This is a genomic window from Dactylosporangium cerinum (genome assembly GCF_042653625.1).
Taxonomy (GTDB): Bacteria; Actinomycetota; Actinomycetes; order Mycobacteriales; family Micromonosporaceae; genus Dactylosporangium; species Dactylosporangium cerinum.
The window spans coordinates 707,290-729,276 of the sequence record NZ_JBHSIU010000041.1 but is presented as its reverse complement, the minus strand read 5'-3'; the positions used below and the strand labels follow the sequence as shown (position 1 = coordinate 729,276).

30 protein-coding genes and 3 pseudogenes are annotated in these 21,987 nt (G+C 71.1%); 8 read left to right on the top strand and 25 right to left on the bottom strand.

Going from position 1 to position 21,987, the window contains the following annotated elements; genetic code table 11:
• Positions 1 to 40 precede the first annotated feature (40 nt).
• On the bottom strand, positions 41 to 226 hold the full coding sequence (locus ACFPIJ_RS32525; RefSeq protein ID WP_380120677.1) for a hypothetical protein: 186 nt from the start codon (positions 224 to 226) through the stop codon (positions 41 to 43).
• A 743-nt stretch (positions 227 to 969) separates the two neighbouring features.
• Here ACFPIJ_RS32525 and ACFPIJ_RS32520 point away from each other — a divergent pair.
• On the top strand, positions 970 to 1,182 hold the full coding sequence (locus tag ACFPIJ_RS32520; protein ID WP_380120676.1) for a hypothetical protein: 213 nt from the start codon (positions 970 to 972) through the stop codon (positions 1,180 to 1,182).
• Positions 1,183 to 1,356: 174 nt separating this feature from the next.
• Positions 1,357 to 1,551: a hypothetical protein gene (locus ACFPIJ_RS32515; RefSeq protein ID WP_380120674.1), complete on the top strand. Its 195-nt coding sequence runs from the start codon at positions 1,357 to 1,359 to the stop codon at positions 1,549 to 1,551.
• Positions 1,552 to 1,987: 436 nt separating this feature from the next.
• On the opposite strand, the gene ACFPIJ_RS32510 is transcribed toward ACFPIJ_RS32515, so the two are convergent.
• The 6 genes and pseudogenes from ACFPIJ_RS32510 to ACFPIJ_RS32485 all read right to left on the bottom strand — a co-directional run.
• Positions 1,988 to 2,353 carry a hypothetical protein gene (locus ACFPIJ_RS32510; protein WP_380120672.1) on the bottom strand — a complete coding sequence of 122 codons (366 nt, stop codon included), beginning with the start codon at positions 2,351 to 2,353 and terminating at the stop codon, positions 1,988 to 1,990.
• Positions 2,354 to 2,469: 116 nt separating this feature from the next.
• Entirely contained in the window at positions 2,470 to 2,646 is a 177-nt protein-coding gene (locus ACFPIJ_RS32505; RefSeq protein WP_380120670.1) for a hypothetical protein, read from the bottom strand.
• A gap of 65 nt (positions 2,647 to 2,711) precedes the next feature.
• Positions 2,712 to 2,993 (bottom strand): hypothetical protein, encoded by a 282-nt coding sequence (locus tag ACFPIJ_RS32500; RefSeq protein WP_380120668.1) that lies wholly within the window; start codon positions 2,991 to 2,993, stop codon positions 2,712 to 2,714.
• A 292-nt stretch (positions 2,994 to 3,285) separates the two neighbouring features.
• On the bottom strand, positions 3,286 to 3,414 hold the full coding sequence (locus ACFPIJ_RS32495; protein ID WP_380120666.1) for a hypothetical protein: 129 nt from the start codon (positions 3,412 to 3,414) through the stop codon (positions 3,286 to 3,288).
• Between the two features lie 96 nt (positions 3,415 to 3,510).
• Positions 3,511 to 3,771, bottom strand: coding sequence for an NUDIX hydrolase (locus tag ACFPIJ_RS32490; RefSeq protein ID WP_380120664.1), 261 nt, complete (start codon positions 3,769 to 3,771; stop codon positions 3,511 to 3,513).
• A 157-nt stretch (positions 3,772 to 3,928) separates the two neighbouring features.
• Positions 3,929 to 4,096 (bottom strand): annotated as a pseudogene (locus tag ACFPIJ_RS32485) (GntR family transcriptional regulator); the annotation flags it as partial.
• Between the two features lie 131 nt (positions 4,097 to 4,227).
• On the opposite strand from ACFPIJ_RS32485, the gene recD2 reads away from it, so the two are divergent.
• Entirely contained in the window at positions 4,228 to 6,462 is a 2,235-nt protein-coding gene (recD2, locus tag ACFPIJ_RS32480) for an SF1B family DNA helicase RecD2 (protein WP_380120662.1), read from the top strand.
• 7 nt (positions 6,463 to 6,469) lie between these two features.
• Here the strand turns inward: recD2 and ACFPIJ_RS32475 are convergent.
• The 3 genes and pseudogenes from ACFPIJ_RS32475 to ACFPIJ_RS32465 form a co-directional block, all read right to left on the bottom strand.
• Positions 6,470 to 6,622 (bottom strand): annotated as a pseudogene (locus tag ACFPIJ_RS32475) (transposase); the annotation flags it as partial.
• 27 nt (positions 6,623 to 6,649) lie between these two features.
• Positions 6,650 to 7,231 carry a dihydrofolate reductase family protein gene (locus ACFPIJ_RS32470; protein ID WP_380120660.1) on the bottom strand — a complete coding sequence of 194 codons (582 nt, stop codon included), beginning with the start codon at positions 7,229 to 7,231 and terminating at the stop codon, positions 6,650 to 6,652.
• A 63-nt stretch (positions 7,232 to 7,294) separates the two neighbouring features.
• Positions 7,295 to 8,251 carry a helix-turn-helix domain-containing protein gene (locus ACFPIJ_RS32465; protein WP_380120658.1) on the bottom strand — a complete coding sequence of 319 codons (957 nt, stop codon included), beginning with the start codon at positions 8,249 to 8,251 and terminating at the stop codon, positions 7,295 to 7,297.
• A gap of 53 nt (positions 8,252 to 8,304) precedes the next feature.
• On the opposite strand from ACFPIJ_RS32465, the gene ACFPIJ_RS32460 reads away from it, so the two are divergent.
• Positions 8,305 to 8,871, top strand: a complete 567-nt coding sequence (locus ACFPIJ_RS32460; RefSeq protein ID WP_380120656.1) for a TIGR03086 family metal-binding protein — start codon at positions 8,305 to 8,307, stop codon at positions 8,869 to 8,871.
• Between the two features lie 103 nt (positions 8,872 to 8,974).
• Complete coding sequence (locus tag ACFPIJ_RS32455) at positions 8,975 to 9,523, top strand: hypothetical protein (protein ID WP_380120655.1); 549 nt, start codon at positions 8,975 to 8,977, stop codon at positions 9,521 to 9,523.
• Between the two features lie 90 nt (positions 9,524 to 9,613).
• Here the strand turns inward: ACFPIJ_RS32455 and ACFPIJ_RS32450 are convergent, their stop codons facing one another.
• From ACFPIJ_RS32450 to ACFPIJ_RS32390, 13 genes and pseudogenes are all read right to left on the bottom strand, one after another.
• Positions 9,614 to 9,907, bottom strand: coding sequence for an FtsX-like permease family protein (locus ACFPIJ_RS32450; protein ID WP_380120940.1), 294 nt, complete (start codon positions 9,905 to 9,907; stop codon positions 9,614 to 9,616).
• A 67-nt stretch (positions 9,908 to 9,974) separates the two neighbouring features.
• A complete protein-coding gene (galE, locus tag ACFPIJ_RS32445; RefSeq protein ID WP_380120653.1) occupies positions 9,975 to 10,952 on the bottom strand; it encodes a UDP-glucose 4-epimerase GalE in 978 nt (325 codons plus the stop codon).
• Positions 10,949 to 11,665, bottom strand: coding sequence for a polysaccharide deacetylase family protein (locus tag ACFPIJ_RS32440; protein WP_380120651.1), 717 nt, complete (start codon positions 11,663 to 11,665; stop codon positions 10,949 to 10,951). Before ACFPIJ_RS32440 ends, galE begins: the two co-directional genes overlap by 4 nt.
• Positions 11,662 to 12,696: an MGDG synthase family glycosyltransferase gene (locus tag ACFPIJ_RS32435; protein ID WP_380120649.1), complete on the bottom strand. Its 1,035-nt coding sequence runs from the start codon at positions 12,694 to 12,696 to the stop codon at positions 11,662 to 11,664. Before ACFPIJ_RS32435 ends, ACFPIJ_RS32440 begins: the two co-directional genes overlap by 4 nt.
• A complete protein-coding gene (locus ACFPIJ_RS32430; protein WP_380120647.1) occupies positions 12,642 to 13,412 on the bottom strand; it encodes a phosphatase PAP2 family protein in 771 nt (256 codons plus the stop codon). The genes ACFPIJ_RS32435 and ACFPIJ_RS32430 overlap by 55 nt, the downstream gene beginning before the upstream one ends.
• A complete protein-coding gene (locus ACFPIJ_RS32425; protein WP_380120645.1) occupies positions 13,412 to 14,098 on the bottom strand; it encodes a response regulator transcription factor in 687 nt (228 codons plus the stop codon). The genes ACFPIJ_RS32430 and ACFPIJ_RS32425 overlap by 1 nt, the downstream gene beginning before the upstream one ends.
• Before the next feature lie 9 nt (positions 14,099 to 14,107).
• Complete coding sequence (locus tag ACFPIJ_RS32420) at positions 14,108 to 14,278, bottom strand: hypothetical protein (RefSeq protein ID WP_380120948.1); 171 nt, start codon at positions 14,276 to 14,278, stop codon at positions 14,108 to 14,110.
• A 50-nt stretch (positions 14,279 to 14,328) separates the two neighbouring features.
• Positions 14,329 to 14,433, bottom strand: a pseudogene (locus ACFPIJ_RS32415) (hypothetical protein); the annotation flags it as partial.
• Positions 14,430 to 15,335 carry a hypothetical protein gene (locus tag ACFPIJ_RS32410; protein ID WP_380120643.1) on the bottom strand — a complete coding sequence of 302 codons (906 nt, stop codon included), beginning with the start codon at positions 15,333 to 15,335 and terminating at the stop codon, positions 14,430 to 14,432. The pseudogene ACFPIJ_RS32415 and the gene ACFPIJ_RS32410, both read right to left, overlap by 4 nt.
• A gap of 657 nt (positions 15,336 to 15,992) precedes the next feature.
• Positions 15,993 to 16,724 (bottom strand): hypothetical protein, encoded by a 732-nt coding sequence (locus ACFPIJ_RS32405; protein ID WP_380120641.1) that lies wholly within the window; start codon positions 16,722 to 16,724, stop codon positions 15,993 to 15,995.
• Positions 16,721 to 17,224 carry a sigma-70 family RNA polymerase sigma factor gene (locus ACFPIJ_RS32400; protein WP_380120639.1) on the bottom strand — a complete coding sequence of 168 codons (504 nt, stop codon included), beginning with the start codon at positions 17,222 to 17,224 and terminating at the stop codon, positions 16,721 to 16,723. The genes ACFPIJ_RS32405 and ACFPIJ_RS32400 overlap by 4 nt, the downstream gene beginning before the upstream one ends.
• A gap of 79 nt (positions 17,225 to 17,303) precedes the next feature.
• A complete protein-coding gene (locus ACFPIJ_RS32395) occupies positions 17,304 to 18,194 on the bottom strand; it encodes a M48 family metalloprotease (RefSeq protein WP_380120637.1) in 891 nt (296 codons plus the stop codon).
• Positions 18,191 to 18,556: a BlaI/MecI/CopY family transcriptional regulator gene (locus ACFPIJ_RS32390; protein WP_380120635.1), complete on the bottom strand. Its 366-nt coding sequence runs from the start codon at positions 18,554 to 18,556 to the stop codon at positions 18,191 to 18,193. The genes ACFPIJ_RS32395 and ACFPIJ_RS32390 overlap by 4 nt, the downstream gene beginning before the upstream one ends.
• 102 nt (positions 18,557 to 18,658) lie before the next feature.
• Between ACFPIJ_RS32390 and efeU the strand changes: the two genes are divergently transcribed.
• From efeU to ACFPIJ_RS32375, 3 genes are all read left to right on the top strand, one after another.
• Positions 18,659 to 19,513 carry an iron uptake transporter permease EfeU gene (gene efeU / locus ACFPIJ_RS32385; protein WP_380120632.1) on the top strand — a complete coding sequence of 285 codons (855 nt, stop codon included), beginning with the start codon at positions 18,659 to 18,661 and terminating at the stop codon, positions 19,511 to 19,513.
• Positions 19,514 to 19,607: 94 nt separating this feature from the next.
• Entirely contained in the window at positions 19,608 to 20,132 is a 525-nt protein-coding gene (locus ACFPIJ_RS32380; RefSeq protein ID WP_380120630.1) for a phosphatase PAP2 family protein, read from the top strand.
• 38 nt (positions 20,133 to 20,170) lie between these two features.
• Positions 20,171 to 20,740, top strand: a complete 570-nt coding sequence (locus ACFPIJ_RS32375) for a DedA family protein (RefSeq protein WP_380120939.1) — start codon at positions 20,171 to 20,173, stop codon at positions 20,738 to 20,740.
• A 30-nt stretch (positions 20,741 to 20,770) separates the two neighbouring features.
• Here ACFPIJ_RS32375 and ACFPIJ_RS32370 read toward each other — a convergent pair whose 3' ends face one another.
• Positions 20,771 to 21,400 (bottom strand): hypothetical protein, encoded by a 630-nt coding sequence (locus ACFPIJ_RS32370; protein WP_380120628.1) that lies wholly within the window; start codon positions 21,398 to 21,400, stop codon positions 20,771 to 20,773.
• Entirely contained in the window at positions 21,393 to 21,965 is a 573-nt protein-coding gene (locus ACFPIJ_RS32365) for an RNA polymerase sigma factor (RefSeq protein WP_380120626.1), read from the bottom strand. The genes ACFPIJ_RS32370 and ACFPIJ_RS32365 overlap by 8 nt, the downstream gene beginning before the upstream one ends.
• Positions 21,966 to 21,987: the final 22 nt, after the last annotated feature.

Below are 21,987 nucleotides of genomic sequence, written 5' to 3'. Positions count from 1 at the left end.
CGGTCGGTCGCTCCGGGCCCAGGGCGGCGATGCTTGCCAGTCACGTCCTGGGTGCGGTCACCGTCCACAGGATGACCGCGGCGACGACGGCGATGCCGTAGACGGCGGCGACGTTCAGGTGCAGGGCGGCGTTCCCGATAATGATCCATAGCAGGGTCCCGGCGACGGTGATCGTCCACCGGCGGTCCTTGGCCGTGTCGCGGGGCGGCTTCTCACGTCGGTCCATGCCGGGGGACGGTAGCGGTGATCGTCGTGCAGCGGCTCGGGCGCGGCGACGGCGGGGAAGATCCTGGACGTGGTGCACAAGCGGTTGTGCCCGACGTACCCGATGGGCTGACCCGGCCCGCCTGGCCTCTCTGGACGACCGGCGCCCAGCCATCGCGGCGCGGGTCGTCCACCGATGATCGGGCGTTGTGCTGATCCTGACCGGGTGCCACGCCGGTACGTTGGCGCGATGACCGACACCCCATTGTGGACAGACATCGCCAGCACCATCACCGGGTTCGTCGGCGGGGCCGCCGGCCTCGCCGCGCTTGCCATTGCGGTCCGGGCGAACCGAAACTCCAAGGACTCGAACAAGATCGCCAAGGAGTCGAACCGGAAGCGGAAGCCTCGAATACCATCGAGGGCGAGTCCAACACGATCGCCCACGGGTCGAAGGACGAAGCGGCGAAGGCGAACACCCACTCGGTCGAAGCGAACCGGATCGCTGGCGAAGCGCTGCGGTCGGCCCGCGAGTCGGCTGAAGCGGCAGAGGCGACCGCCCGCATTGACCGTGCAGCCGGCACGATGACCGGTGCCCGCCCCACCCTGGGAAGATCGAAGGGTTCCACAAGGACACCACCATCCCCGGGAGCAGCGTCTTCGGCACGGTTACCTTCATGCTCGACTATCGGGTCGCCGCAGTCGGGATCTTCGCGTCAGGCGGCGCCACAACCCCTGTTCGGTCCCGAGCTCATCCAGGCCGGGATGCCGAAGGAGTTCCACATCCAGACCCTGCCCGGCGCCGATGACCGGATGAGCATCCAGGCGATTCTGTTCCGGTTCTGGCCGCCGGCCGGGATGCCAGACGCTGACGTTTGGACCTGCGCGTGTGGCGCGGACGAGGAAGCGTCGAACGGGCACTGGCACTTCAAGGTGCTGGTGGAGCCGCCGTCAAACCCGACGGTGCTCGTGATGTGACAGCGGTACTCGCGCTTTTCTTTGACGCGCAACTTCCGTTCAGCCCGCCGGTCACTGCCCGCAACGGCGTGACCTGCGACAATCACGTCGAACCGTCGGGTCTCCTGCCGTGCGCCACCTGCCGGGCACGTACTTCGACACGGAGCCCGATTCGGCCCGCGGGACGATGGAAGCATGAACGAGTACAGGGAGATCGTGTCGGAGATCCTCCGTACTGCTGGCGGGGGAGAAGCCTGGATCGAGATGGACTTGTCCGGGTTCCTGACGGAGCGGTGTACCGGGTGCGGGCACAGCGTGGACGTGGCAGCGATGGCGGCGGGGCTGCACTGGCTGGTTGAACATGCGGCGGCGTGTGCGGTGCGGCGATAGGCGGTTTCCTTGATGGGGAACTTGCGTTGAGCCCGCCGGTCGATGCCGCAACGGTGTGACCTGCGATGATTGGCGCTAACCGTTCTTTGATGGGGTATTTGACGAGGAGCGACGATGCAACTGCCGTGGACGTGGCCCGTCGAGCCGGAAGGCGGCTGGCCGCCCGGGAGCCCCGGGAGACGATCACCGTGGAGTCGGAGCCGTACGGCTGGGTCGCGATCAGAGTCGGACCGTACGACGGTTATCTGCCGCCGGACAAGGTCGAGGAGTTCATCGAGGCAGTCCGGGCCGCAGCGGCACGCGAGGACGAGGCGCCCGCAGGCAGGCCCCTTCCGAAGATCGAGCACGTCAACACCGAACCGGTCGACCCGGATATCGCGAAGTTGACGGAGTGGCCGCCGCAGTCGAGGCAAAGCGGCAGCTCAGGCCTGGCCGTTCAGTCCGGCGGCGCGTCTCTCGGGACAAGCCGGGCCGGTGCCGGCGGGGGATCCAGCCTGGCCCCGTACAGCGTGCCCCGCGGCGCGACCACCGGCAGCCGCATCAACGCCTCCTGCAGGTCGCCTCGCGCCTGCATGAACAGGCCCGCCGCCCGACGCAGCACCACCGCCGCCTCCTCATCGACGGACACCGCGGCACGCGCGATCTCCTCAACGGCGGCAGTTAACCCGCCCATCGTCGCCATCAACGGCACGATCACATGCGCCGGGTCGATGCTGACGTCCTCCCGGAGCAGCATCGCCAGCTCGACTGTGGCGTCCTCGACGCGGCCAGCCAGCACGAACGGGTCTTTGTCCCGGGCCATCTCCGGACCGTAGCCCCGGCACGCCTGCCGCGGGATCGTGCCGTCGTCCCGGCCGGTCACCCGAACGGCTCATCCGGGCCGACGGCTTTAGTCTTCGATGAGGACCAGCTGGAACGTCACGCGGCTTGGATGCGGGCGAGGATGGCCAGGCGGCGCTCTTCACGCTGCTCCGGCGTCCAGCGGGCGTCGAGCTCGTTGAGCTTCGCGCGGGCACGCTCACGGCCGGCGGCGGTGATAGTCACGCCGCGCTCGTCGACGTAGTCGCCGCGGGTGTCGGGCTGCTGGTCGGCCATACGTTCGACGATACCTTCAGCGCGGGTGGGGGTCACGCCTTCGATCGGGGTTGAGCGTGATCGACTCAAGCCTTTCGGTCCAGCGGGTTCTTCGCCCGAACCTGCGGAAGAGCCTGATCGAACGCTTCCCGGAACGCTGCGACACTCTCTATCGGCACCACGCGTTCCGCGAGGTCCGCAGTTCGAGCGGCCTCGACGCCCAGTCGTCGCCAGAGCAGCAACGGGTCCGCGGCCTCGGCAGCGTTGCGGGCGTCGACCAGTTCCTGGTTCCTCGAGAGCGCCGCCGACACGTCCGGCCGGAGCGCAGCCCGCCGCTCTGGGGTCCAGTACTCGTCGAGCTTCGTCACGCGCCGGCGGAACGCGGCCCGGATCTCGGCTCACTGCTCGTCGGTTGCGGTCTCCTGCGTCAGGCCGCGGAGGTGCTCGGGCAGCCACGGGCTGGTCGGAGGGCCTGCCGGTTTGTCGGTCACCCGGTTGAGGCTAGGTCGCTGACGGCTTGATCGGCAGGTGCTGGGGGTAGGGTGGCAGTCTTGGCCCGGCGAGGCGATGCGAGGCCGGACATGGCGAGGCATGGCGGGGCCGGGCTGGGCAGAGGCACCGCCGGACACCCGTAGCGATCAGGCTGCGGGTGTTCTTCGTTCAGCGCCGCCGGAACACGTACAGCGCGCCCATCGCCTCGTACTGGATGTTCTTGAACGGCGCCGACGTCACCAGGTCCCAGCCGACGTCGTGGATCTCCGACAGGACCGCGGTCGCGTCGTCCACCACCAGGCCTCAATGACCTGGCGCCGCCTGGCACACAAGCTGGCTCCGAGCGGATACAGGTTGCCGGGGTCAACGACGTGACCGGTCTCCTCGACGAGCTCACGCCGTGCCGCCTTGTCGATCGGCTCGTCCGCGTTGACCAGCCGGCAGTTCGATCGTGTCCCGCCGCAGGTTGTACCGATACTGCTTGGCCATGACGACGTTGCCGGCGGCGGTGACGGGGACGACAACGACGCTCGGCGCGGTGTCGGTGAAATACCAGTCGATCTCCTGGCCGTCGGGCATGCGGAGCACCTCGTGCACCCAGCGCTTCGGCTTCTCGAGCACCACCGCCGTGGAGAGGGTCTCGGCGTCGCGCATCTTCGCGGTCCAGTATCACCGCGCGGTACATCGCCTCGATGTCCTCGTCGATCAGGCCCGCCCGGCTGGCCGCGGCCACCCAGTCGGTCAGCCGCTGCTGCAGCTCGACCTGCTCGGCCTGATCGCGCGGGGCGAGGGACGTGCGCACGAACGTGCCCGACCCCTGCCGGACCACCAGCAGCCCTTCGCGCTCCAGCTCCCGGTAGGCCTTCAACACCGTGTTGGGGTTGATGGCGAGCTTCGCCAAGACCTCTTTCGCCGTCGGCGGCATGTCCCCGGGCCCCAGCAGACCCAGCCGCAGCGCGTGCCGCACCTGCTGCGCCAGCTGCAGGTAGGTGGCGACGCCGGACCGGTCATCGAGCTAGAAGTCGATCACCAAAGCATCATTCCATTAAGTGCCTAGTGGAATGATTGTCCTGGGGATCATGCCGTTGTCAAGGCGGATAGGATTTCGCCGTGTCGACCTCCCCCCAGGCCAGCACCGCTGACCGCACGCACGGCGTGACGCTGGACGCGGTCCTGGAGCGGATCACGTACGTCAGCGAGGAGACCGGCTACACCATCGCCCGGGTCGCCACCGACCGCTCCGGCCAGGACCTGCTCACCGTGGTCGGCTCGCTGCTGGGCGCGCAGCCAGGGGAGAGCCTGCGACTCGTCGGGCGGTGGGGATCGCACCCGAAGTACGGCAAGCAGTTCGAGGTGTACTCCTTCACCACCGTGCTCCCGGCGACGATCCAGGGCATCGAGCGGTATCTCGGCTCCGGGCTGATCAAAGGCATCGGCCCCCGGATGGCGGCCCGCATCGTCGAACGGTTCGGCGCCGACACGCTGCGCGTGATCGAGGAGGAACCGGCCCGGCTGATCGAGGTGCCCGGCCTCGGCCCCAAACGCACCGCCATGATCGGCGCGGCCTGGGAGGAACAGAAGGCGATCAAGGAGGTCATGGTCTTCCTGCAGGGTGTGGGCGTCTCCACGTCACTGGCCGTGCGGATCTACAAGCAGTACGGCGACTCCGCCGTCGCCGTGGTGCGCGACGAGCCCTACCGGCTGGCCGCCGACGTCTGGGGCATCGGTTTCCGCACCGCTGACACCATCGCGCAGGCCGTCGGCATCCCGCACGACAGCCCGCAACGGGTGCGCGCGGGCATCCAGTACACCCTGTCCGAGGCCGCCGACAACGGCCACTGCTACCTGCCCGAACCCAACCTGATCACCGACGCCGCGGAGATCCTCGGCGTGCCCGCCGCCCTGGTGCGCACCTGCCTGACCGACCTCGCCGCCGACGAGGGCGTGATCCGCGAGGCCGTGCCCAACCCGAGCACCGGCGACGGCACCATCCCCGCCGTCTACCTGGTCCCGTTCCACCGCGCCGAATCCTCCCTGGCCGGGAGCCTGCTGCGGCTGCTGCACACGCGGGCCGACCGGATGCCCGCCTTCGCCGGCGTCGACTGGGCCAAGGCCCTGGCCTGGCTGCGCGAGCGGACCGGCCACGATCTCGCCGAGGAGCAGTTGGCAGCGGTACGGCTGGCGCTCACCGAGAAGGTCGCCGTGCTCACCGGCGGGCCCGGCTGCGGCAAGTCCTTCACCGTCAAGTCCGTCATCACCCTGGCCGCGGCGAAGAAGGCCCGCATCGTGCTGGCCGCGCCCACCGGCCGCGCGGCCAAACGCCTCACCGAACTGTCCGGACACCCGGCGACCACCGTGCACCGGCTCCTGCAACTGCGCCCCGGCGGTGACGCCACCTACGACCGGGACAACCCACTCGACGCCGACCTGGTCGTCGTCGACGAGTCCAGCATGCTCGACCTGATCCTGGCCAACAAACTCGTCAAGGCCGTCCCCGACGGCGCGCACCTGCTGCTCGTCGGCGACGTCGACCAGCTGCCCTCCGTCGGCGCCGGCGAGGTGCTGCGCGACGTCCTCGCCGCCGACACCGTGCCCCGGGTGCGGCTGACCAAGGTCTTCCGGCAGGCCGCCCAGTCCGGCGTGATCGTCAACGCCCACCGCATCAACGCCGGCCAGGCTCCGCTGTTCGGCGAACACCCCGACTTCTTCCTGTTCCCCGTCGAGGAGCCCGAGGCCACCGCCGAGACCGTGGTCGACATCGTGGCCCGCCGGGTCCCACGACGCTTCGGCCTGCAGTCCCGCGACATCCAGGTGCTGACCCCGATGCACCGCGGCCCGGCCGGCGCCGGCAACCTCAACACCCTGCTGCAGCAGGCACTCGCCCCGTCACGGGAGGGCGCCCCGGAACGCCGCCACGGCGCCCGGGTCTTCCGCCCCGGTGACAAGGTCATCCAGATCCGCAACAACTACGAGAAGGGCACCGCCGGCGTCTTCAACGGCACCGTCGGCGTCGTCACCGCCCTGTCCGCGACGGACCGCCAGCTGACCGTGCGCACCGACGAGGACGAGGACATCGACTACGACTTCGACGAGCTCGACGAACTCCAGCACGCCTACGCCATCACCGTGCACCGCTCCCAGGGCAGCGAATACCCCGCCGTCGTCATCCCGGTCACGATGAGCGCGTACACCCTGCTGCAACGCAACCTGCTCTACACCGCCGTCACCCGCGCCAAGCGCCTCGTCGTGCTGGCCGGCAGCCGCAAGGCCCTGTCCATCGCGGTCCGCACCGCCGGCACCGGCCGCCGCCACACCGCCCTGACCCACCGCCTCACCAGCCGGTGAATCTGGCGTGGAAGGGATCCATCACCGCAACCGCGTCGGGGAGTTCCTCGGAGGTGGCGGTCTTGAAACCGGTGAACCCGTCCATCGCCACCACCTCCACCCCGTCGCGCCATGTCTGGTCACGGTCGGCGAGCCAGGACTTGAACGCCTGCTTTGAACGGTGTCGCGCGGTACCCACTCAGATCGGTCAACGGCGCACCCGATAGCGCAGGTGAAGCACCCGGTTGCCCTGAACAACGACGTCTGGGCCTTCCAGCAGGTGCTGCGCGTCGACGGAGCCGAAGTAACGCTTACCGGACCCGAGCACGACGGGTGCGACGTCCATGCGTACCTCGTCGACCCAACCTGCCGCGAGCGCCTGGCCGCCGACGTCGCCAGCAGCGAACTCGACAGTGCGGTCACCCGCAAGCTCCCGCGCCTTGGCCACGGCCGCCTCGATGCCGTCGACAAAGTGGAACGGCGCCTGGGGGTCCCAGCCCTCGGGCGCACCACGGTGACTCACCACGACCACATGGTCGATCCCACTCGGAGGCGTCCCATCCCAGCCGTCGGTGATGTCGAAGGCGTGACGGCCGGCAATGGTCACCCCGATCTCGTCCCAGTACGGCCGGACGTAGTCGAACGAAGCCTGCGACACCTTCAGAACGCCACTGTCGTCCAACGGCACGTCACCGCTGACCAGCCACTCGAAGATCGGACCGGGATCGTCGTTCTCAGCCGCGATGAAACCATCCACCGAAACCGACGCGTTCATGACCACTTTCCCCATGGATTCCTCCTCTGTTCGGAGTCCCAAGTCTTGTGCGGCGTGAGCTGTCGCTCTTGTACAAAATCAATCGGCTGGAAGCGGCCAGCCGTCCAGGACGTGGTCGGGATGATCGCGCAGAAATCGCCGCCGGACTTCGGCGTACCGGGTCGGCGTGAGCCCGGTGAACTCCCGGAACTCGCGCACGAAGTGGGCCTGGTCGAAGTAGCCCGCGCCAGCGGCAACGTCTCCCCAGTCGATCGGTGCAGCGACGTCGAGCGCCAACACGGTGGAGCTGAAGCGGTAGCTGCGAGCCAGCCGTTTCGGCGTGACACCGACTACGGCCTTGAACCGCTTCACCAAATACGTGCTGCTGGCGCGGGCCGCCACACCGATGTCGCTGATCGGCACCGTCCCGCCTGTCGCCGCGACGGCGCTGCTCATCTGGCGGACCAGGTCAAGACCGTCGATCACCCGCAGCCGTCGCACCAGTTCGTCCTCGAGCAACGTCAGCATTTCGTGCGGTGCGTCCGCCAAGGTCAGTCGGTGTCGCAATGCAGCGACAGCGGGCTGGCCCCAGATCTGCTCCACCGTCGCAGGTCGGTCGCACAACTCGGCCGCGGGCATCGGAAGGAACGGTGCCAGGCCCCACGGCCTGAAGTGGACGCCCACGGACCGGGTCGGGGTTGGGTAGCTGAACTCCCACGCACGGGTGGGCGTGGTAACCACGCAGCCGTCGGCGTACTCCACGGCGTCGACGTCGGTGCCTGCGCGGATGAGAAACGGCGCCCCGAGGTTGACGATGAGCAATGGCGCGGGCGCCGCCGGCAGCATCAACCTGGAGTACGGCGGGGCGCCCTCCAGGTAGTAGAGGTCGTCGATCAGCCCGTCCAGCGGCGGACCGGGCACCCTGGACACATACTCCACGCCGACATTATCGCCGACGGCCCATCCGGCATCACGCGCCGCCGCCAGCATCGAGCCGGCGCCGATCCCTGACGGGCGCCCGGCGCATTTCGAACTGGTCGGTACCCGTCGGCTCACCGATCGGTGATCGTGGTGACGCCCGCGCCCGGCATTATCGTGATCGAGTGACCATGGCGCAGCAGCGGCAGGACTACTTCGATGCTCTTGACTGGGTGACGCTCCTGGCCACTGCGGTGCCGATCGAGGCAATGAGCATGGCCACCCCGTGCGAAGACTTCGACGTGCGGCGCCTGCTCGGCCACCTCATCGGCACCGCCCAGCGCGGACTCGCCACCGCGCGCCGCACTCCGACGCGGGGCATCCCGCATGTCGTCGACGACGTTCCCGATGCGGAACTCGCCTCCACGTACGCGCGGCTGGCGGCCTCCATCAGAACGGCCTGGACCCCGCTGAGCGCTGCGGAAGACGTGCAGGCCCCCTGGGGAACCTGCACGGCCATGGATGCGGCGCGAGGATTCACCGTCGAGACAGTCACGCACGGCTGGGACCTGGCGGTAGCCACCGGTCAGCCCAGCGACGCCCCGAACGGCATCGCCGACCGTTGCCTCGCCGACGCTGCCGCCGTCATCCCGGACCGGCTTCGCGGCGTCATGTACGACCGGCCCGTGGTCAACGTCCAGGCGTCGTCCACGACCGAACAACTCGCGCATCTCCTGGGACACCGGAGAAGGACCTGACAGCGCTCCTTGATCGCGCCGGCGCCATGACATCCGCGCGGTCCTGGCTTCGAGGTCGATGAAAGAATGTGCAGATGATCGATGTCTGCGAGCGGGACCTGCGATGACCGAGGCACTCGCTGCGCTCGGGGGCTCCGTTGTCGGCGGGCTGTTCACCCTGCTCGGAACCGTGCTGGTCGGCAGGATCGGCCTCCGGACCGAGCAGCTGCGCCGAACCGCCGAGGAGCGCACGGCCTTCACGCAACTGGTCCGTTCCCAGTCGGCCGAGGTTCATCGCCTCATGATTGCCGTCCAGTTCCAGATCGACGGCGTGTGCTGGCTCGCCCGCCATGCACCGCACCGGGTCAACCCCAGTCTGCTCGAGCGGTACGAGACGCAGATGCAGGCGCTTCTGCCGCAGATGGCCGGCGCCATGTCGGTGCTCGCCGCCCTGGATCTGGAGTCGCACGACAGGTTGCTGCCGTGGACCGACGAGCTCGACCGTCTGGACGGCGACGTCGCACGCCTGCTCTACGGGCAGCTCGACGACGCCGTCATCGACCAGCTCGCCGCCCTCCACGAGCAGACCACCGACTTCTACCGGCGCCTACCTCAGGCCCTCGGCTCCACCCTGGCGCTGCTCGCGCCACCCGCCGATGCTGACGTCGACTGACGCGGTGTGGGACCTGCTCGGGCGGGTCCCACCCACGCACGGCACGGATGTTTACCTGGACGAGGCGGTAGCCCGTGATCGACGCCGCGGTTACTCCTCGGCCAGGAGTTGGGCGATCGGCAGGCGATGCAGGATCGCGATCGGCACCGTTGCTGCGATCGCGGACACGGCGACGCCGGCGGTGAGGGCGATCGCCGCGCACCACACCAGCGGGGCAGTGAGCGCACCGGCGAACACGGCCGCGGCGCCCAGTCCGAGGCCCGCACCCGCGGCGCCGCCCAGCAGGCCCAGGGCCACGGCCTCGGTGGCGACGAGCCGGCGGAGCAGGTTGTCGGGCCAGCCGGCGGCGCTGAGCAGGGCCAGTTCGCCGGAGCGTTCGGAGATGCCGAGGAACAGTGCTCGGCGGATGCCGGGCCGCTGACCCCGGGTGACGGCGAGGTGGTCGCGGCGGTCACCATCCGCCGACGTCGGTCAGGTTGGTCGAGCGCGCGCGCCAGGCCGAGGCGACCGAGTCCAGGAGTGTGCGCCGGGGACACCAGCCGAGGCCGGACCGGATGCGGTCGATCGCGGCGACGACCTCCGGAGGGTCGCCGGGGCGTGGCGGACCGGACCGGATCGGCACGGCGGCGCCGGTGACGGACGCGACCGTCCGCACGACGTCCAGGACGGAGTGACCGCGGCCCGCGCCGGCGTTGTAGATCGCAGCACAGTGATCGCCGGCCAGCCGTTGGGCGGCGAGCCGGTGCGCGCGGGCGAGATCGGCGACGTGGACGTAGTCGCGGACGCCGGTGCCGTCCGCGGTCGGCAGGGTGGTTCCGGCGAGGGTCAGCGGCACACCGATCTCCACGGCGTTGAAGGCGAGCGGCAACAGGTTCGTGGCGCCCCGGTCTCCGAGGTGCGCGGCGCCGGCGCCCACGGCGTTGAAGTAGCGCAGCGCGATCCACGATATGCCGTATGCCAGGCCGGCGGCGGCGACGAGTTGCTCCGCGACGAGCTTCGTCTGCCCGTACGGGTTCAGCGGCCGGGTCGGTGCTGTCTCGGCGACGGTCGCGGTGTGTGGCACGCCGTAGACGGCGGCTGAGGAGGAGAACACCAGGCGGCGCACTCCCGCGTCGACCATCGCCGAGAGCAGCGCACCGACCACGCCGACGTTCTGCTGGTAGTACCAGATGGGCCGGGACACAGACTCGGGGACGGACTTGCTGCCGGCCAGGTGCATGACCCCGGTGACGCCGTGCCGGTCCAGCGTCGCGCGCAGGATGACGGGGTCGCCGGCGTCGGCGACAACGAGCGGCACCTCCTCCGGCAGCCGGGCCGGGTCGCCGGTGGACAGGTCGTCGAGCGCGACGACGCGTTCGCCCGCCGCGAGCAGGTCCGCGACCACGTGCGCCCCGATGTAACCGGCGCCGCCGGTGACGAGCCACGTCATCGGGGCACCGCCTGATGTTCGCCGAGCGGGCCGAGGCGCAGGCCGCGGTCGCGGGTCCAGTCGATGATCCGGGGGAGCGATGCCAGGGTCCGCTGCCACGACCCGGCGGCGGAGGTGCAGTCCGAGTCGTGCAGCAGGATCGTGCCGCCGCCGATCAGGGTGCTGGTCACGGTCCGCACGATCGAGGACGGGGTGGCGGAGGCTTCCCAGTCGCGGCCCCACGCGGTCCACAGCTTCGGTTGCAGCCCCAGCCTCCGGGAGGCGACGAGCGCGCCGGTGGTGAGCACGCCGTACGGCGGCCGGAACCAGCGGGGCCGGTCACCGCCGAGCGACGCGACCAGGTCCCGGGCTCTGGCCAGGTCGTCATAGGTGGCCCCGGGCGTGCGGAACAGCAGACACCGGTGCGTCCAGCCGTGCACGGCGAGTTCGTGCCCGGCGGCGAGCGTCTCCCGGCCCAGCCCGGGATCCCGTGCCAGCATCGAGCCGAGCACGAAAAACGTCGCCCGCACGTCGTGGTCGGCGAGCAGCCGCAGGAACCGGGGCGTCGACACCGGGTCAGGCCCGTCGTCGAACGTGAGCGCCACCCGATCGCGCGGCCCGGTCCCGGCCAGCGCGGGCAACAGTGCCCGCCGGGCCGGCGTGAACGCGGTGACCGCCGGTGCGGCGTGCACCACGGCCGCGGTGAGCAGCCCGGCAGTCAGCGCCCGCCTCATGCCGCGACCAGGTGGGTGCACGACTCGGGCAGCGCTGCGGCCGGCGCGAACCGGTCCTGCCGGTCCAGGGCCGCCCGCAACCCGGCGGCGAGGTCGCGGCGGCGGCGGATCCACGGTACCCAGCCGATGCGGTCGAGCGCCTCGGCGTTCATGGCGCCGTGGCCCGGGAGGCAGCGGTAGGTCACGACCGGCACGCCGGCGGTGAGCGCCTCGAGGGACGACAGGCCGCCGGCGTTCTGCACCACGACCTGGCACGCCCGCATCAGCGTCGCCATGTCGTCGATCCAGCCGAGCGCGACGACCCGGCCGGACCGGTTGAGCCGCCGGCGCAGCGCGTCGTTGCGGCCGCAGGCCACGACCGGGACGGCGAGCCCGGTGGCGGCGACGTCCTCTGCGGCCCGCTCGACGGACCCGACCCCCCACGCGCCCGCCACCACGAGCGCGATCGGCGCCGCCGGTAGCCCAAGCCGCGCCCGGGCGGCGGCCAGTGTGTCGGCCGGGACCAGTTCCGTGAACGCCGGTGCGACGGCCGGTGCGACGACCCGCACGTCGGTCGCGCCGAGATCCTTCGCCTGCCGGGCAACGTCGTTGTGCAGGGCGAGGTGGACGTCGACCCCATCGGCGATCCACAGTGGATGGACGGAGAGGTCGGTGAGGTAGGTGATCGCCGGCGCTGCGAGGCGGCCCTGGCGCCGCAACCGGCCGAGTACCTGGCTGGCCAGGGGGTAGGTGGACACGACCGCGGAGGCGTCGCCGATCGCGGCGAGCAGCGCGTCGTCGGCGGAGGCGGTCAGCGCGGCGGCAGCCCTCGCGAGACGGGGCGCGCCAGCGAGGGCCAGCAGCCAGCCCCAGCTGCGCGGGAGGACGGTGAGCTGCCGCCGGTACAGGCCGCGCAGCCGTGCACCGGCCTGCCGCGGCACCAGGTCGACGAAGTCGTGCCGGTCGACCTGGTGCCCCTGCGCCCGCAGCCGCCGGCTCAGCTCGGCGGCCGCTCCGTCGTGTCCGGCGCCGATGCTGGCGGAGACGACCACGATCCGACGTCGCGCGGTGCTGGTTCCTCGGTGTTCCACTCGGAGCTCCCCTCGGGCCGGTGCGACCGGCCATCGTCACGCTGAGGGGATGCTGGCCGTCCGGTCCTGAAGGAACGCTGAATCTGGAGACCGCGGGCGAAGGCCACCGCGACACCCGTGGCGAGGAGCCAGCCGCCGAGCACGTCGCTGGGCCAGTGCGCCAGCAGCGCGACCCGGCTGACCCCGACGAGCACAGCCCAGGTGCCCGCCACGGCGATCAGGACGCGGCGCTGCCACCGTCCGGTCAGGACGGCCCGGCCGAGCACGACGACGACGCCGGCGGTCACCGCCGAGGACGTGGTGTGCCCGGACGGAAACGCCCAGCCGGCGGTAGCGGTGAGCGGGTCCACCGGTCTCGGGCGGTGCACCAGCGCCAGGATCGTCAGCCGGATGACGGTGGCGGTGACCGCGGTGCCGAGCAGGAAGGCGAGGCCGGTGCGCCACCGCCGCCACAGCAGGAGCCCGGTCAGCAGCAGTGCGATCGGCAGGAGGACCCGGGTGTCGGCGCTGTGGGTCACCGCCGACATTGCAATACGCCAGCCGTCGTGCCGCAGCGCGAAGCGACGGGCGGCGCCGCTGACCGCGGCGTCGACACGGATCAGTGGCCCGAACCGGGTGACGACGAGCAGCGTGAGGACGCTCAGCGCGACCGCGCAGAGCACCGGGATCCGGCGCATCAGCCGCCGTCCGGGTCCATGCGGTACCCGGCTCCGCGCACGGTGCGGATCGCGGACCGGCCGTACGGATGGTCGATCTTCTTGCGGATGTAGCCGACGTAGACCTCGATGATGTTCGGGTCACCGTCGAAGGCCGCGTCCCAGACGTTCTCGATGATGGCGGTCTTGGTCAGCACGTCGCCGGCGTTGCGCATCATGAACTCCAGCAGCGCGAACTCCCGCGGCGTCACCGAGATCTCGTCGTCGCCGCGGGTCACCCGCCGCCGGGCCGGGTCGAGGCGCAGGTCGCCCGCGCTGAGCACGACCGGCCGCTGCGGCGCGCCCCGGCGGATCAGCGCACGGAGCCTGGCCACCAGGACCACGAACGAGAACGGTTTGGTGAGGTAGTCATCGGCGCCGAGGTCCAACCCGTCGGCCTCGTCATGGTCGCCGTCCTTGGCGGTCAACATCAGCACCGGCGTCCACACGTCGCGCTGGCGCAGCTGCCGGCACACCTCGTAGCCGCTGAGCCCCGGCAGCATGATGTCCAGCACGATCGCGTCGTAGGCGCCGTTGGGTGATTCCGTCGCCGCCCACAGCCCGTCGACGCCGTTGAACTCCAGGTCGGTGGTGAAGCCTTCGGTGCGCAGCCCGTCGCGGATCGTCTCGGCCAGCCCGACCTCGTCATCGACCAGCAGCAACCGCATCCGGTCCTCCTACGGGTAGCTACGTGCGTTGATCCGGGCGGGCTCGGCGGGCCGTTCCCCGGTCGCGTCCACCCGGCTGCGGGCCAGGTGGACGACCAGGACGACCGAGGCGAGCAGGAACACCACACTCGGTCCGACGGTACCGAGGCCGAGGCCACCGGCGTCGCGGGACTGCGACAACCAGTCACGACGGTGGTCCAGGTGAGGCCGAGGCCCAGGTTCATGTTGAGCAGGTCGGCAGCGGTCTCGCCCACCGTGGTGGCCAGGACCTTGATGATCCAGAAGTAGACGGTGACTTCGGGCACCTTGTTCGCCGTACGGCGGGCGATCGTCATGGGCGAAGCCTCACATTCCGGACCTGAAGGGTCGCTGAAAGCGGCGCACCCGAGGGGGTGACCAGCACGAACGCGCACGCCAGCACGTAGGTGAGGGTCAGCCAGCCGTGCGCGGCGTCCGGCATCGGCACCCAGCGCGCGACGAACAGCCCGAGGTAGGCGGTCGCGGTCCACCACGGCCAGGCCGCACGGGAACCCAGCGCATCCCAGAGCGCCGCGCCGACGACCACCCCGGCCACGTAGTACTTGTTGGTGCCCGGATCCAGCACGACCCGCGCGCCGACGGCGAGCAGCACCATCGCCGGCCACCGGCCGCGGTGCCAGGCCAGCAGCGCCGCCGCGGCGCCGAGCACGGCCTGGGCCGGCCGGTCCCACGGTGGGGTCCGGGCGTCGTGGACACCGAGCACCCGCAGCGCCGACAGTCGGGTGTTGGTGATGGTGAAGTGCAGGGCATTGCTCGTGGCCGGATCCGCCAGGAAGAACGGCAGCCACGCGGCGGCGACCACGAGCGCCATGCTCGCGGCGCCGGACAGCACCGCCCGCCGGGCGCCGAGCAGGAGCAGCAGGCACCCGAACGGCAGGGCCCACGGCTTGGCGTCGACTGCCAGGCCGAGCAGCACCCCGGCGAGGACCGGCCGGGCGCACACCGCGGCGCGGAGCGCCAGGACGGTGAACAACAGTGCCAGGACGTCGTCGACGTGGGTGACCCCGACCGCCAGGAACATCCAGACGGGCATGAACACGACGGCCGCGGCGGCGATCCGCCGGTCCAGGCGCCCGTCGTGCCGCAGATCGGGCCGGGTGGCCATGCCGATCCGGCGGATCTGCCACAGGATGACCAGGCCGGCGGCCGCGCCCAGCACCTGCCAGATGAACAGGGCGCCGGCCACGCCGGCCGGCATCGCCGCGCGAGGGCGGCGAGCAGCGCGACCGGGCCGATCTGCAGGATCGGCGCCGCCGCGTAGGTGTGCAGCCCGCCGCGGATCGCGTCGTCGGTGTCGGCGAGCGCCTGCGCGCCCTGCACGAAGAAGTGCCACGAACCGCCACCGTTCCACGCCATGATCACGAACCATGCGAGGGTCCAGCCGCCCAGTGCGATCGCCGCCAGGCGTCCGTGGCGTGTCGGCACGCCCGCCATGCTCACCATGGCCGGACCGTAGGCGGCGAAGCCTGAAATCCCCCTGAAGGTTGGCCTCGTGGGTGTCGCCACCCACCGGAGCAGCTTACTCCTACAAGCTGTAGGAATGAGGAGCATTCCAGTGCTGAGCGTCGGCCCAGGGCGTCACCGACAACCACTGCGGCCACACCTTCACCGGCGTGCCCAACCTCGCCAGGCAACTGCTGGACGCCGGGCACACGTTCGCCGGGTACGCCGAGGACCTGCCGTCGGTCGGCGATAGCGCTGCAGTGAGCCGGCCGTTCAACGAATTGTCAGGTTCGGCTGCCTACATGGCGACGCCGACCGCCACCGCTGGCCGCTGCCAGCACGACGCCCTGATCGGCCCGGATCGGCCGTTCGCCCCGGCACTGGACGGTGCCGGGGCGAACGGGTCGGTCCGCTACTTGTTCTGCGGTGGTGTCGCGCTCGGGTCCGACGGCTTTCCCGGGCGTTGCGAGCCGGACGGCTTCACGTTCGGGCCGTGCTTGTCGCTGGGGCTGCCGTGGCCGGGTGGCAGCTCGGTGGTGCAGGTGAGCGGCCCGCTGGCGGGCACCAGCCGTTCGACCGATCCGGGGATGCCGCCGGTGATCGCCAGCTGGGCCGGGTTCAGGTAGCCGATGAACAGCTGCTTGCCGGCGGGCACGGCCGCGGGGTCGTAGATGAACGTGACTTCGCCGCCCGTGTCGGTCACCCGCACGACGTCCGTGACGCCGGGTCCGGTGCCGCGGACCAGGGTCGGGTCGTCGTGCGGCCCGACGCAGAACTCGCCGACCTTGATGAGCACCGGGAAGCCGGCCTGGCGCAGCGCCGCCTCCAGCCCGGCGGGGTCGTCGATGTACTGGCGTTTGGTCCAGGTCACCTGGACGGTGCCGTCGGTCAGCCGGTCGACGGTGTACGCGACCGTGCGGACGTGCACGTCCTGCCCGGGCGGTGCGGCGGACGGGTTGGCGAGCGTCGCCACGCCCAGCGCGAGGCCGGCGACCGCCACCGTCCCGGCCGCCACGGTCGCGACCCGGCGGTGATGCCGGCGGGTGCGCCCGGTGCTCACGATCTGCTCGACCGGGACGGCCATGCTCACCCCGTCCATGGCGTCCCTCAGGGTGTCCAGTACCGCTGTGTCGTGGTCGTTCATGATCCACCTTCCAGGTGTTGGTTGATGACGAGCTGTCCGCGCAGCGTCGCGACGGCTCGGGACAGGTGGGCGGTGACAGTGCCCGGGGCCATGCCGAGGGCCTTGGCCGTGGCGGCCGTGTCCAGGTCGAGAAACACCCGGAACGCGATCACCTCCCGCTGCCGCTGCGGCAGCCGGCGCAACAGGTGCAGCAGCGCGGGGTCCAGACCGGCCACGAGGCCGGGGTCACCGCCTGGGTCCGCCGCCTCGTGCCCGTCGTCCAGTTCGACCTCGCGCCGCCGCCGGCGCCACCACGAGACCCGCAGGTTCAGCGCGGTGCGGACGATCCACGCCCGCGGCGCCGGATGTCGGCGGACCTTGTGCCACGACATCCACGCCCGGGTGAACGCCTCGGCCACCAGGTCCTCGGCCAGCTGCCGGTCGCCGACGCCGGTGAGCACCGCGCGAAGGCACCTGTCCCGGTCGGCCCGGTAGAACTCCGTGAACTCCAATTGCCCCACGCCCTGCATACGTTTCGGGACCCCGATCCGCTTACCTGACTGCCGGCGGGATCAGTGCGGCCAGATCTGTGCGGCCAGATCAGTGCAGCCAGATCAGTGCGACGCGGATGAAGTCGGCGAGGGCGGCGGTGCCCGCCGTGGCGGAGCCGAGCACGATCGCGGCGGCCAGGGCCATCGCGGCCCACGGGCCGCCGGCGCCGGGGCGGGTCAGGGCGGCCACCCGGCGCACGACGTCGGAGCCACCGGCGCCCAGCGTGCCGGCGCGTGATCCGCCGGCGAGGGCGACCTTCGCGATCGCGCGGGCGACCGTGCGGCGGTCACCGACCGCGGCCGCGGCGTCCTCGTCGGCGCTGCGCTCGACCAGCAGGACGACCGCGCCGGCGACCGGGCGCAGCAGCGGGTTGACGGCGGCCGCCACCGTGGCCAGTGCCACCGTGCGGTGGTGCCGGCGGCGCAGGTGGGCCCGCTCGTGCGCGGCGACCGCGCGCCACTCCGCCGCGTCGATCAGGCGGAGCAGCCCCGACGTCACGAGAATGTGCCCGGATCCGGTGGTGCCGGCCGGTGGCACCGCGACCGCGTGCGGCTCGGACCAGTCGGCGACGAGCAGCCCGTCGTGCGGCGTGCCGGCGGCATGCAGGTCCGCCACGATGGCCCGCCGGCGACGCTGGTGTCGCACCACGCTGTACGCCGCGGCGGCGAGCAGCAGCCCGGCTGTGACCGCGACGGCGCCCGGGACCGGCTCGGGCAGCGGGAAGCCGGCGGTCCGCTCGCGGACCTCCATCGGCGGCAGGTCGTCCAGGACCGTCAGAGCCAGCAGGGCGAGACAACCGGCGCTGACCGCCGCGGCAAGTGCCGCGCAGGCGGCCAGGGCCCGGGCGGTGAGCTCGGGGCGCGTGGTCGCCGGTAGCGCCCTGGCGGTCAGCGCGAGGGCGAGGGGGAGCAGGAGCGGCAGGTACACCAGGAAGGTCATGTGGGCCGGTCCAGCAGTGCGCGCAGCGTGGCGATGTCGGACTCGGCGAGGTCGTCGGTGAAGCGGCGCAACACCGCCTGCCGGTCGTCGAGGCCGTCGAGCACAGCTCGCATCCGCTGTGCGGCGGCGGTGGCGGCGTCGTGGACCGGCCAGTACACGTGACTGCGGCCCGCGGCGCGGCGCTGCACCAGGCCCTTGTCGATGAGCCTGATCAGGATCGTCTGCACGGTGTTGTACGCGAGATCGGCATTGAGGGCCTCCTGCACCTGCGACGGCGACAGCGGTTCGCCGGCCGCCCACAGCGCTGCCATCGTCTGCGACTCCAGGGAACCCGGCGCCCGCCGCCCTGTCACATCAGTCACCGCCACACGATAACCGTCCGTGTCCGGACCGTTCGGCTTGACGCGCTCCTACAAGATGTAGGAGATTGGCGTCGTTAGGTAAGCCTACGCTTGGAGCACATCGTGGGAACGGTCTTCTTCGCCAGCTACCTCATCGGCCTGCGGGACGGGCTCGAGGCCGCGCTGGTGATCAGCATCCTGGTGGCGTTCCTCACCCAGTCGTCCCGCCGCGACCGGCTGCGCCAGGTCTGGGCCGGGGTCGCCGCCGCGGTGCTGGCCTCCGCCGCCGTCGGCGTGCTGCTGACCACGGTTGCCGGGTGGCTCGGCAGCGGCGTGCGGATGGAACTGTTCGAGGCCGTCACATCGCTCGTCGCGGTGGCGCTGGTCACCTGGATGATCTTCTGGATGCGGCGCACCGCCCGCACGCTGAAGGGTGAGATCACCGGCCGGCTGGAGACCGCGCTGTCGATGGGCGGCTGGGCGGTCGTGACGATGGCGTTCTTCGCCGTCCTCCGCGAAGGCGTGGAGATGGTCCTGCTGGTCTTCGCCGCAGCCGAGGGCGCCACCGACTCCGCCGCGCCGCTGCTCGGCATGCTGTCCGGCATCGCCTCCGCGGTCGCTCTCGGCTGGGTCGTCACGACCGCCACCATGCGGATCAACCTCGGCCGCTTCTTCACCTGGACCGGTGCGCTGCTCATCCTCGTCGCCGCGGGGATCCTCAAGTACGGCGTGCACGGCCTGCAGAGCGCGAACGTGCTGCCCGGCGGCACCCGGACCGCGTTCGACCTGAGCACCACGATCGACCCGACGTCGTGGTACGCCACCCTGCTCACCGGCACGATCAACCTGACGCCACGCGCCAGCGTGCTGGAGATCACCGCCTGGCTGCTGTTCGCGGTGATCATGCTCGGGCTGTTCTTCCGCCCCTCGGGCACACCCCGCCCGGCCGCGGCGGCGGTCCGCGCGCCGGCACCATGAACGCGCCGGTGAGCCCGGCAGCCGGACCGCAGCCGCTCTTCATCGGATTCTCAGGATCGGTTCCTTACCTTGGCCACACATGGAGGTGACCTGGGTGAACTACCGACTGTTCCAGCTGATCAACGACCGGGCCGGCCGGGTGGACGGAGTCGACGACGTCATGGAGTTCGTCGCCGACCGGCTGATCTACGGCGTGTTCGCGGGCTTCGCCGCGCTCGTCGTGTGGGCGCTGCTACGCCGGCGGACCGTCGCGGTCGCCCACACCTTCGCCGCGCTGCTGCTGGCGTTCCTCGGCGCGCAACTGCTCAGCCATCTCAGCGGGCAGCCACGGCCGTTCCAGACGCACCGGGTCCACCAGCTGATCGCCCACACCGGTGGCGTCTCGCTGCCCAGCGACCACGCCACGGCGGCGTTCGCGATCGGGCTCGGCGTCGCGGTGTTCCTGCACCGCGGCTGGGGCGCGGTCCTGCTGGTGGCCGCTGCGGTGATCGGCCTGGCCCGGATCTGGGTAGGGGTGCACTACCCCGGTGACATCCTTGCCGCCCTCGGCATCGCGGTCGCCGCCGTCGCGGTCGTCGCACACACCCCAACCGTCACGACCGTGAGGAAGCCGACGTGAAGTTCCTGGATCCCGAATGGCTCATCTCCACCTTCGGGATGATCGGCGTCCTGGCGATCGTCTTCGCCGAGTCCGGGCTGCTGATCGGCTTCTTCCTGCCGGGCGACTCGCTGCTGTTCACCACCGGGCTGCTGGTCGCCGACGGCCGCTACCTGCACCAGCCGCTGTGGCTGGTGTGCCTGCTGGTGTCAGTGGCAGCGGTCGCCGGCGACCAGTTCGGCTACCTGTTCGGCCGCCGGGCCGGCCCGGCGCTGTTCCGGCGGCCCAACTCGCGGCTGTTCAAACAGGAGCACCTCACCAAGGCGCAGGAGTTCTTCGCGAAATACGGCGCCCGCTCCATCGTCCTGGCCCGCTTCGTGCCGATCGTGCGGACGTTCACCCCGATCGTGGCCGGCGCCAGCGGCATGCACTACCGCACCTTCGTGCTGTACAACGTCATCGGCGGCACGCTGTGGGGGACCGGCGTCACGGTGCTCGGCTATTTCCTGGGGCAGATCGCCTTCGTGAAGTCGAACATCGAGTTCATCCTCATCGGCATCGTGGCGGTGTCGGTGCTGCCGATCGCCGTCGAGGTGCTGCGCGCCCGGTCCCGATCCCGGCAGCGCTGAGCCGCACGGGAGCGGCGGCCGCCGCCGGACTCATCGCCGGGGCGGGTTCGGGACGGCCATGCAGGCCGGCAGGGTGCGCACGACTGCGGGGACCGCAATCGTGGTGCTGCCGTCGTGGTCTTTGCGGATGGCGTACCCGAAGGCCAGGGTGTCGGCGGCCGGCATCTTGTCGGGCCGGATCGTGATGATCACGCCCTCGTCCCGGAGCTGGTAGGAGACCGGATAGCGGTCGAGGTCCGCGGGGGTCGCGCTGGTGAGGAACGGGAACAACGGATCCATGTCCAGCGGTGCCGTGCATCGATCGGCCGGGACCATCCGGATGACGACCGTCCGCGCACCCGCCCGCGCGAGTTCGGCGTTGAGCTTCTTCGTGTCCTTCAGGCGGGCGGCGCGGAACGAGACACCGATCGACCCGTCGGCACGTTGGTCCACGGTGTACGCCGCAGCCGGTTCGGTGATGAGGAACGCGGTGGCGGCGGCAGCCACGGCCGTGCCGGCCACGGCGGCGACCAGCCGCCGATGGCCACGCCGTCGGGGTGACTCCTGCGGCACGGCGAGGACCCGGGCGAGCAGGGCGCGCGCCTGCGGGTCGCCCGGGTCGGCGTCGGTCATCGTGCGGGTCGGGTCGGCCGCGCGCAGGCGGTCCACGGTGTCATTCATGGGCTGATGCTCCTTCGGTAACGATGGATGGCCGGATGTGCCGGGCCGTCGAGGTGCACCGGTCGTCCGTCGCCAGCAACCGCTGCGCGAATCGCCGCCGGGCCCGGTGCAGGCGCACCTTGAGGGCGGTGCGGGTGCAGCGCAGGACGAGGGCCGCCTCGGCCACGTCCAGCCCGTCCCACTCGATCAGCCGCAGGATCTCCTGGTCGGCCGGGGAGAGCTCGGCGAGCACCGCACGGACGCGGACCTGCTCGTCGACCAGCGCGGCATGGTCCGCCACGTGGATCTCGCCCACCGAGGCCGCCTTGGCGGACAGCCGTTCCCACCGCGTACGCCCCCGCACCTCGTTGGCGATGACCTGCCGGGCGGTCGAGTAGAGCCAGGCTCGGGCGTGGTCGGCCGGGAGCTCGCCGAACCGGCGCCAGGCGATGAGGAACGTGCCGGCGACGATGTCGCCCGCCGCGTCGGCGCCTACCCGACGGGCTGCGAAACGCGTCAACTCCGCATAGTGGGCCTCGAACAATGCCTCGAAGCGCCTTCGTGCGGCCGCGTCATCTGGTTCCATACCTGGGAATGTCCGCCTACGG

What these genes read in the sequence shown, in the direction of transcription:
- ACFPIJ_RS32395 (WP_380120637.1), bottom strand. Translation starts at nt 18,194, where the DNA reads ATGACCTTCCTGGTGTACCTGCCGCTCCTGCTCCCCCTCGCCCTCGCG.
- ACFPIJ_RS32375 (WP_380120939.1), top strand. Translation starts at nt 20,171, where the DNA reads ATGATCGGCGTCCTGGCGATCGTCTTCGCCGAGTCCGGGCTGCTGATC.
- ACFPIJ_RS32470 (WP_380120660.1), bottom strand. Translation starts at nt 7,231, where the DNA reads ATGGGGAAAGTGGTCATGAACGCGTCGGTTTCGGTGGATGGTTTCATC.
- ACFPIJ_RS32370 (WP_380120628.1), bottom strand. Translation starts at nt 21,400, where the DNA reads ATGAATGACACCGTGGACCGCCTGCGCGCGGCCGACCCGACCCGCACG.
- ACFPIJ_RS32365 (WP_380120626.1), bottom strand. Translation starts at nt 21,965, where the DNA reads ATGGAACCAGATGACGCGGCCGCACGAAGGCGCTTCGAGGCATTGTTC.
- ACFPIJ_RS32405 (WP_380120641.1), bottom strand. Translation starts at nt 16,724, where the DNA reads ATGAACGACCACGACACAGCGGTACTGGACACCCTGAGGGACGCCATG.
- ACFPIJ_RS32440 (WP_380120651.1), bottom strand. Translation starts at nt 11,665, where the DNA reads ATGAGGCGGGCGCTGACTGCCGGGCTGCTCACCGCGGCCGTGGTGCAC.
- ACFPIJ_RS32410 (WP_380120643.1), bottom strand. Translation starts at nt 15,335, where the DNA reads ATGCCGGCCGGCGTGGCCGGCGCCCTGTTCATCTGGCAGGTGCTGGGC.
- galE (WP_380120653.1), bottom strand. Translation starts at nt 10,952, where the DNA reads ATGACGTGGCTCGTCACCGGCGGCGCCGGTTACATCGGGGCGCACGTG.
- ACFPIJ_RS32430 (WP_380120647.1), bottom strand. Translation starts at nt 13,412, where the DNA reads ATGCGCCGGATCCCGGTGCTCTGCGCGGTCGCGCTGAGCGTCCTCACG.
- ACFPIJ_RS32490 (WP_380120664.1), bottom strand. Translation starts at nt 3,771, where the DNA reads ATGCGCGACGCCGAGACCCTCTCCACGGCGGTGGTGCTCGAGAAGCCG.
- ACFPIJ_RS32505 (WP_380120670.1), bottom strand. Translation starts at nt 2,646, where the DNA reads ATGGCCGACCAGCAGCCCGACACCCGCGGCGACTACGTCGACGAGCGC.
- ACFPIJ_RS32460 (WP_380120656.1), top strand. Translation starts at nt 8,305, where the DNA reads ATGGCGCAGCAGCGGCAGGACTACTTCGATGCTCTTGACTGGGTGACG.
- ACFPIJ_RS32520 (WP_380120676.1), top strand. Translation starts at nt 970, where the DNA reads ATGCCGAAGGAGTTCCACATCCAGACCCTGCCCGGCGCCGATGACCGG.
- ACFPIJ_RS32455 (WP_380120655.1), top strand. Translation starts at nt 8,975, where the DNA reads ATGACCGAGGCACTCGCTGCGCTCGGGGGCTCCGTTGTCGGCGGGCTG.
- ACFPIJ_RS32425 (WP_380120645.1), bottom strand. Translation starts at nt 14,098, where the DNA reads ATGCGGTTGCTGCTGGTCGATGACGAGGTCGGGCTGGCCGAGACGATC.
- ACFPIJ_RS32525 (WP_380120677.1), bottom strand. Translation starts at nt 226, where the DNA reads ATGGACCGACGTGAGAAGCCGCCCCGCGACACGGCCAAGGACCGCCGG.
- ACFPIJ_RS32510 (WP_380120672.1), bottom strand. Translation starts at nt 2,353, where the DNA reads ATGGCCCGGGACAAAGACCCGTTCGTGCTGGCTGGCCGCGTCGAGGAC.
- ACFPIJ_RS32515 (WP_380120674.1), top strand. Translation starts at nt 1,357, where the DNA reads ATGAACGAGTACAGGGAGATCGTGTCGGAGATCCTCCGTACTGCTGGC.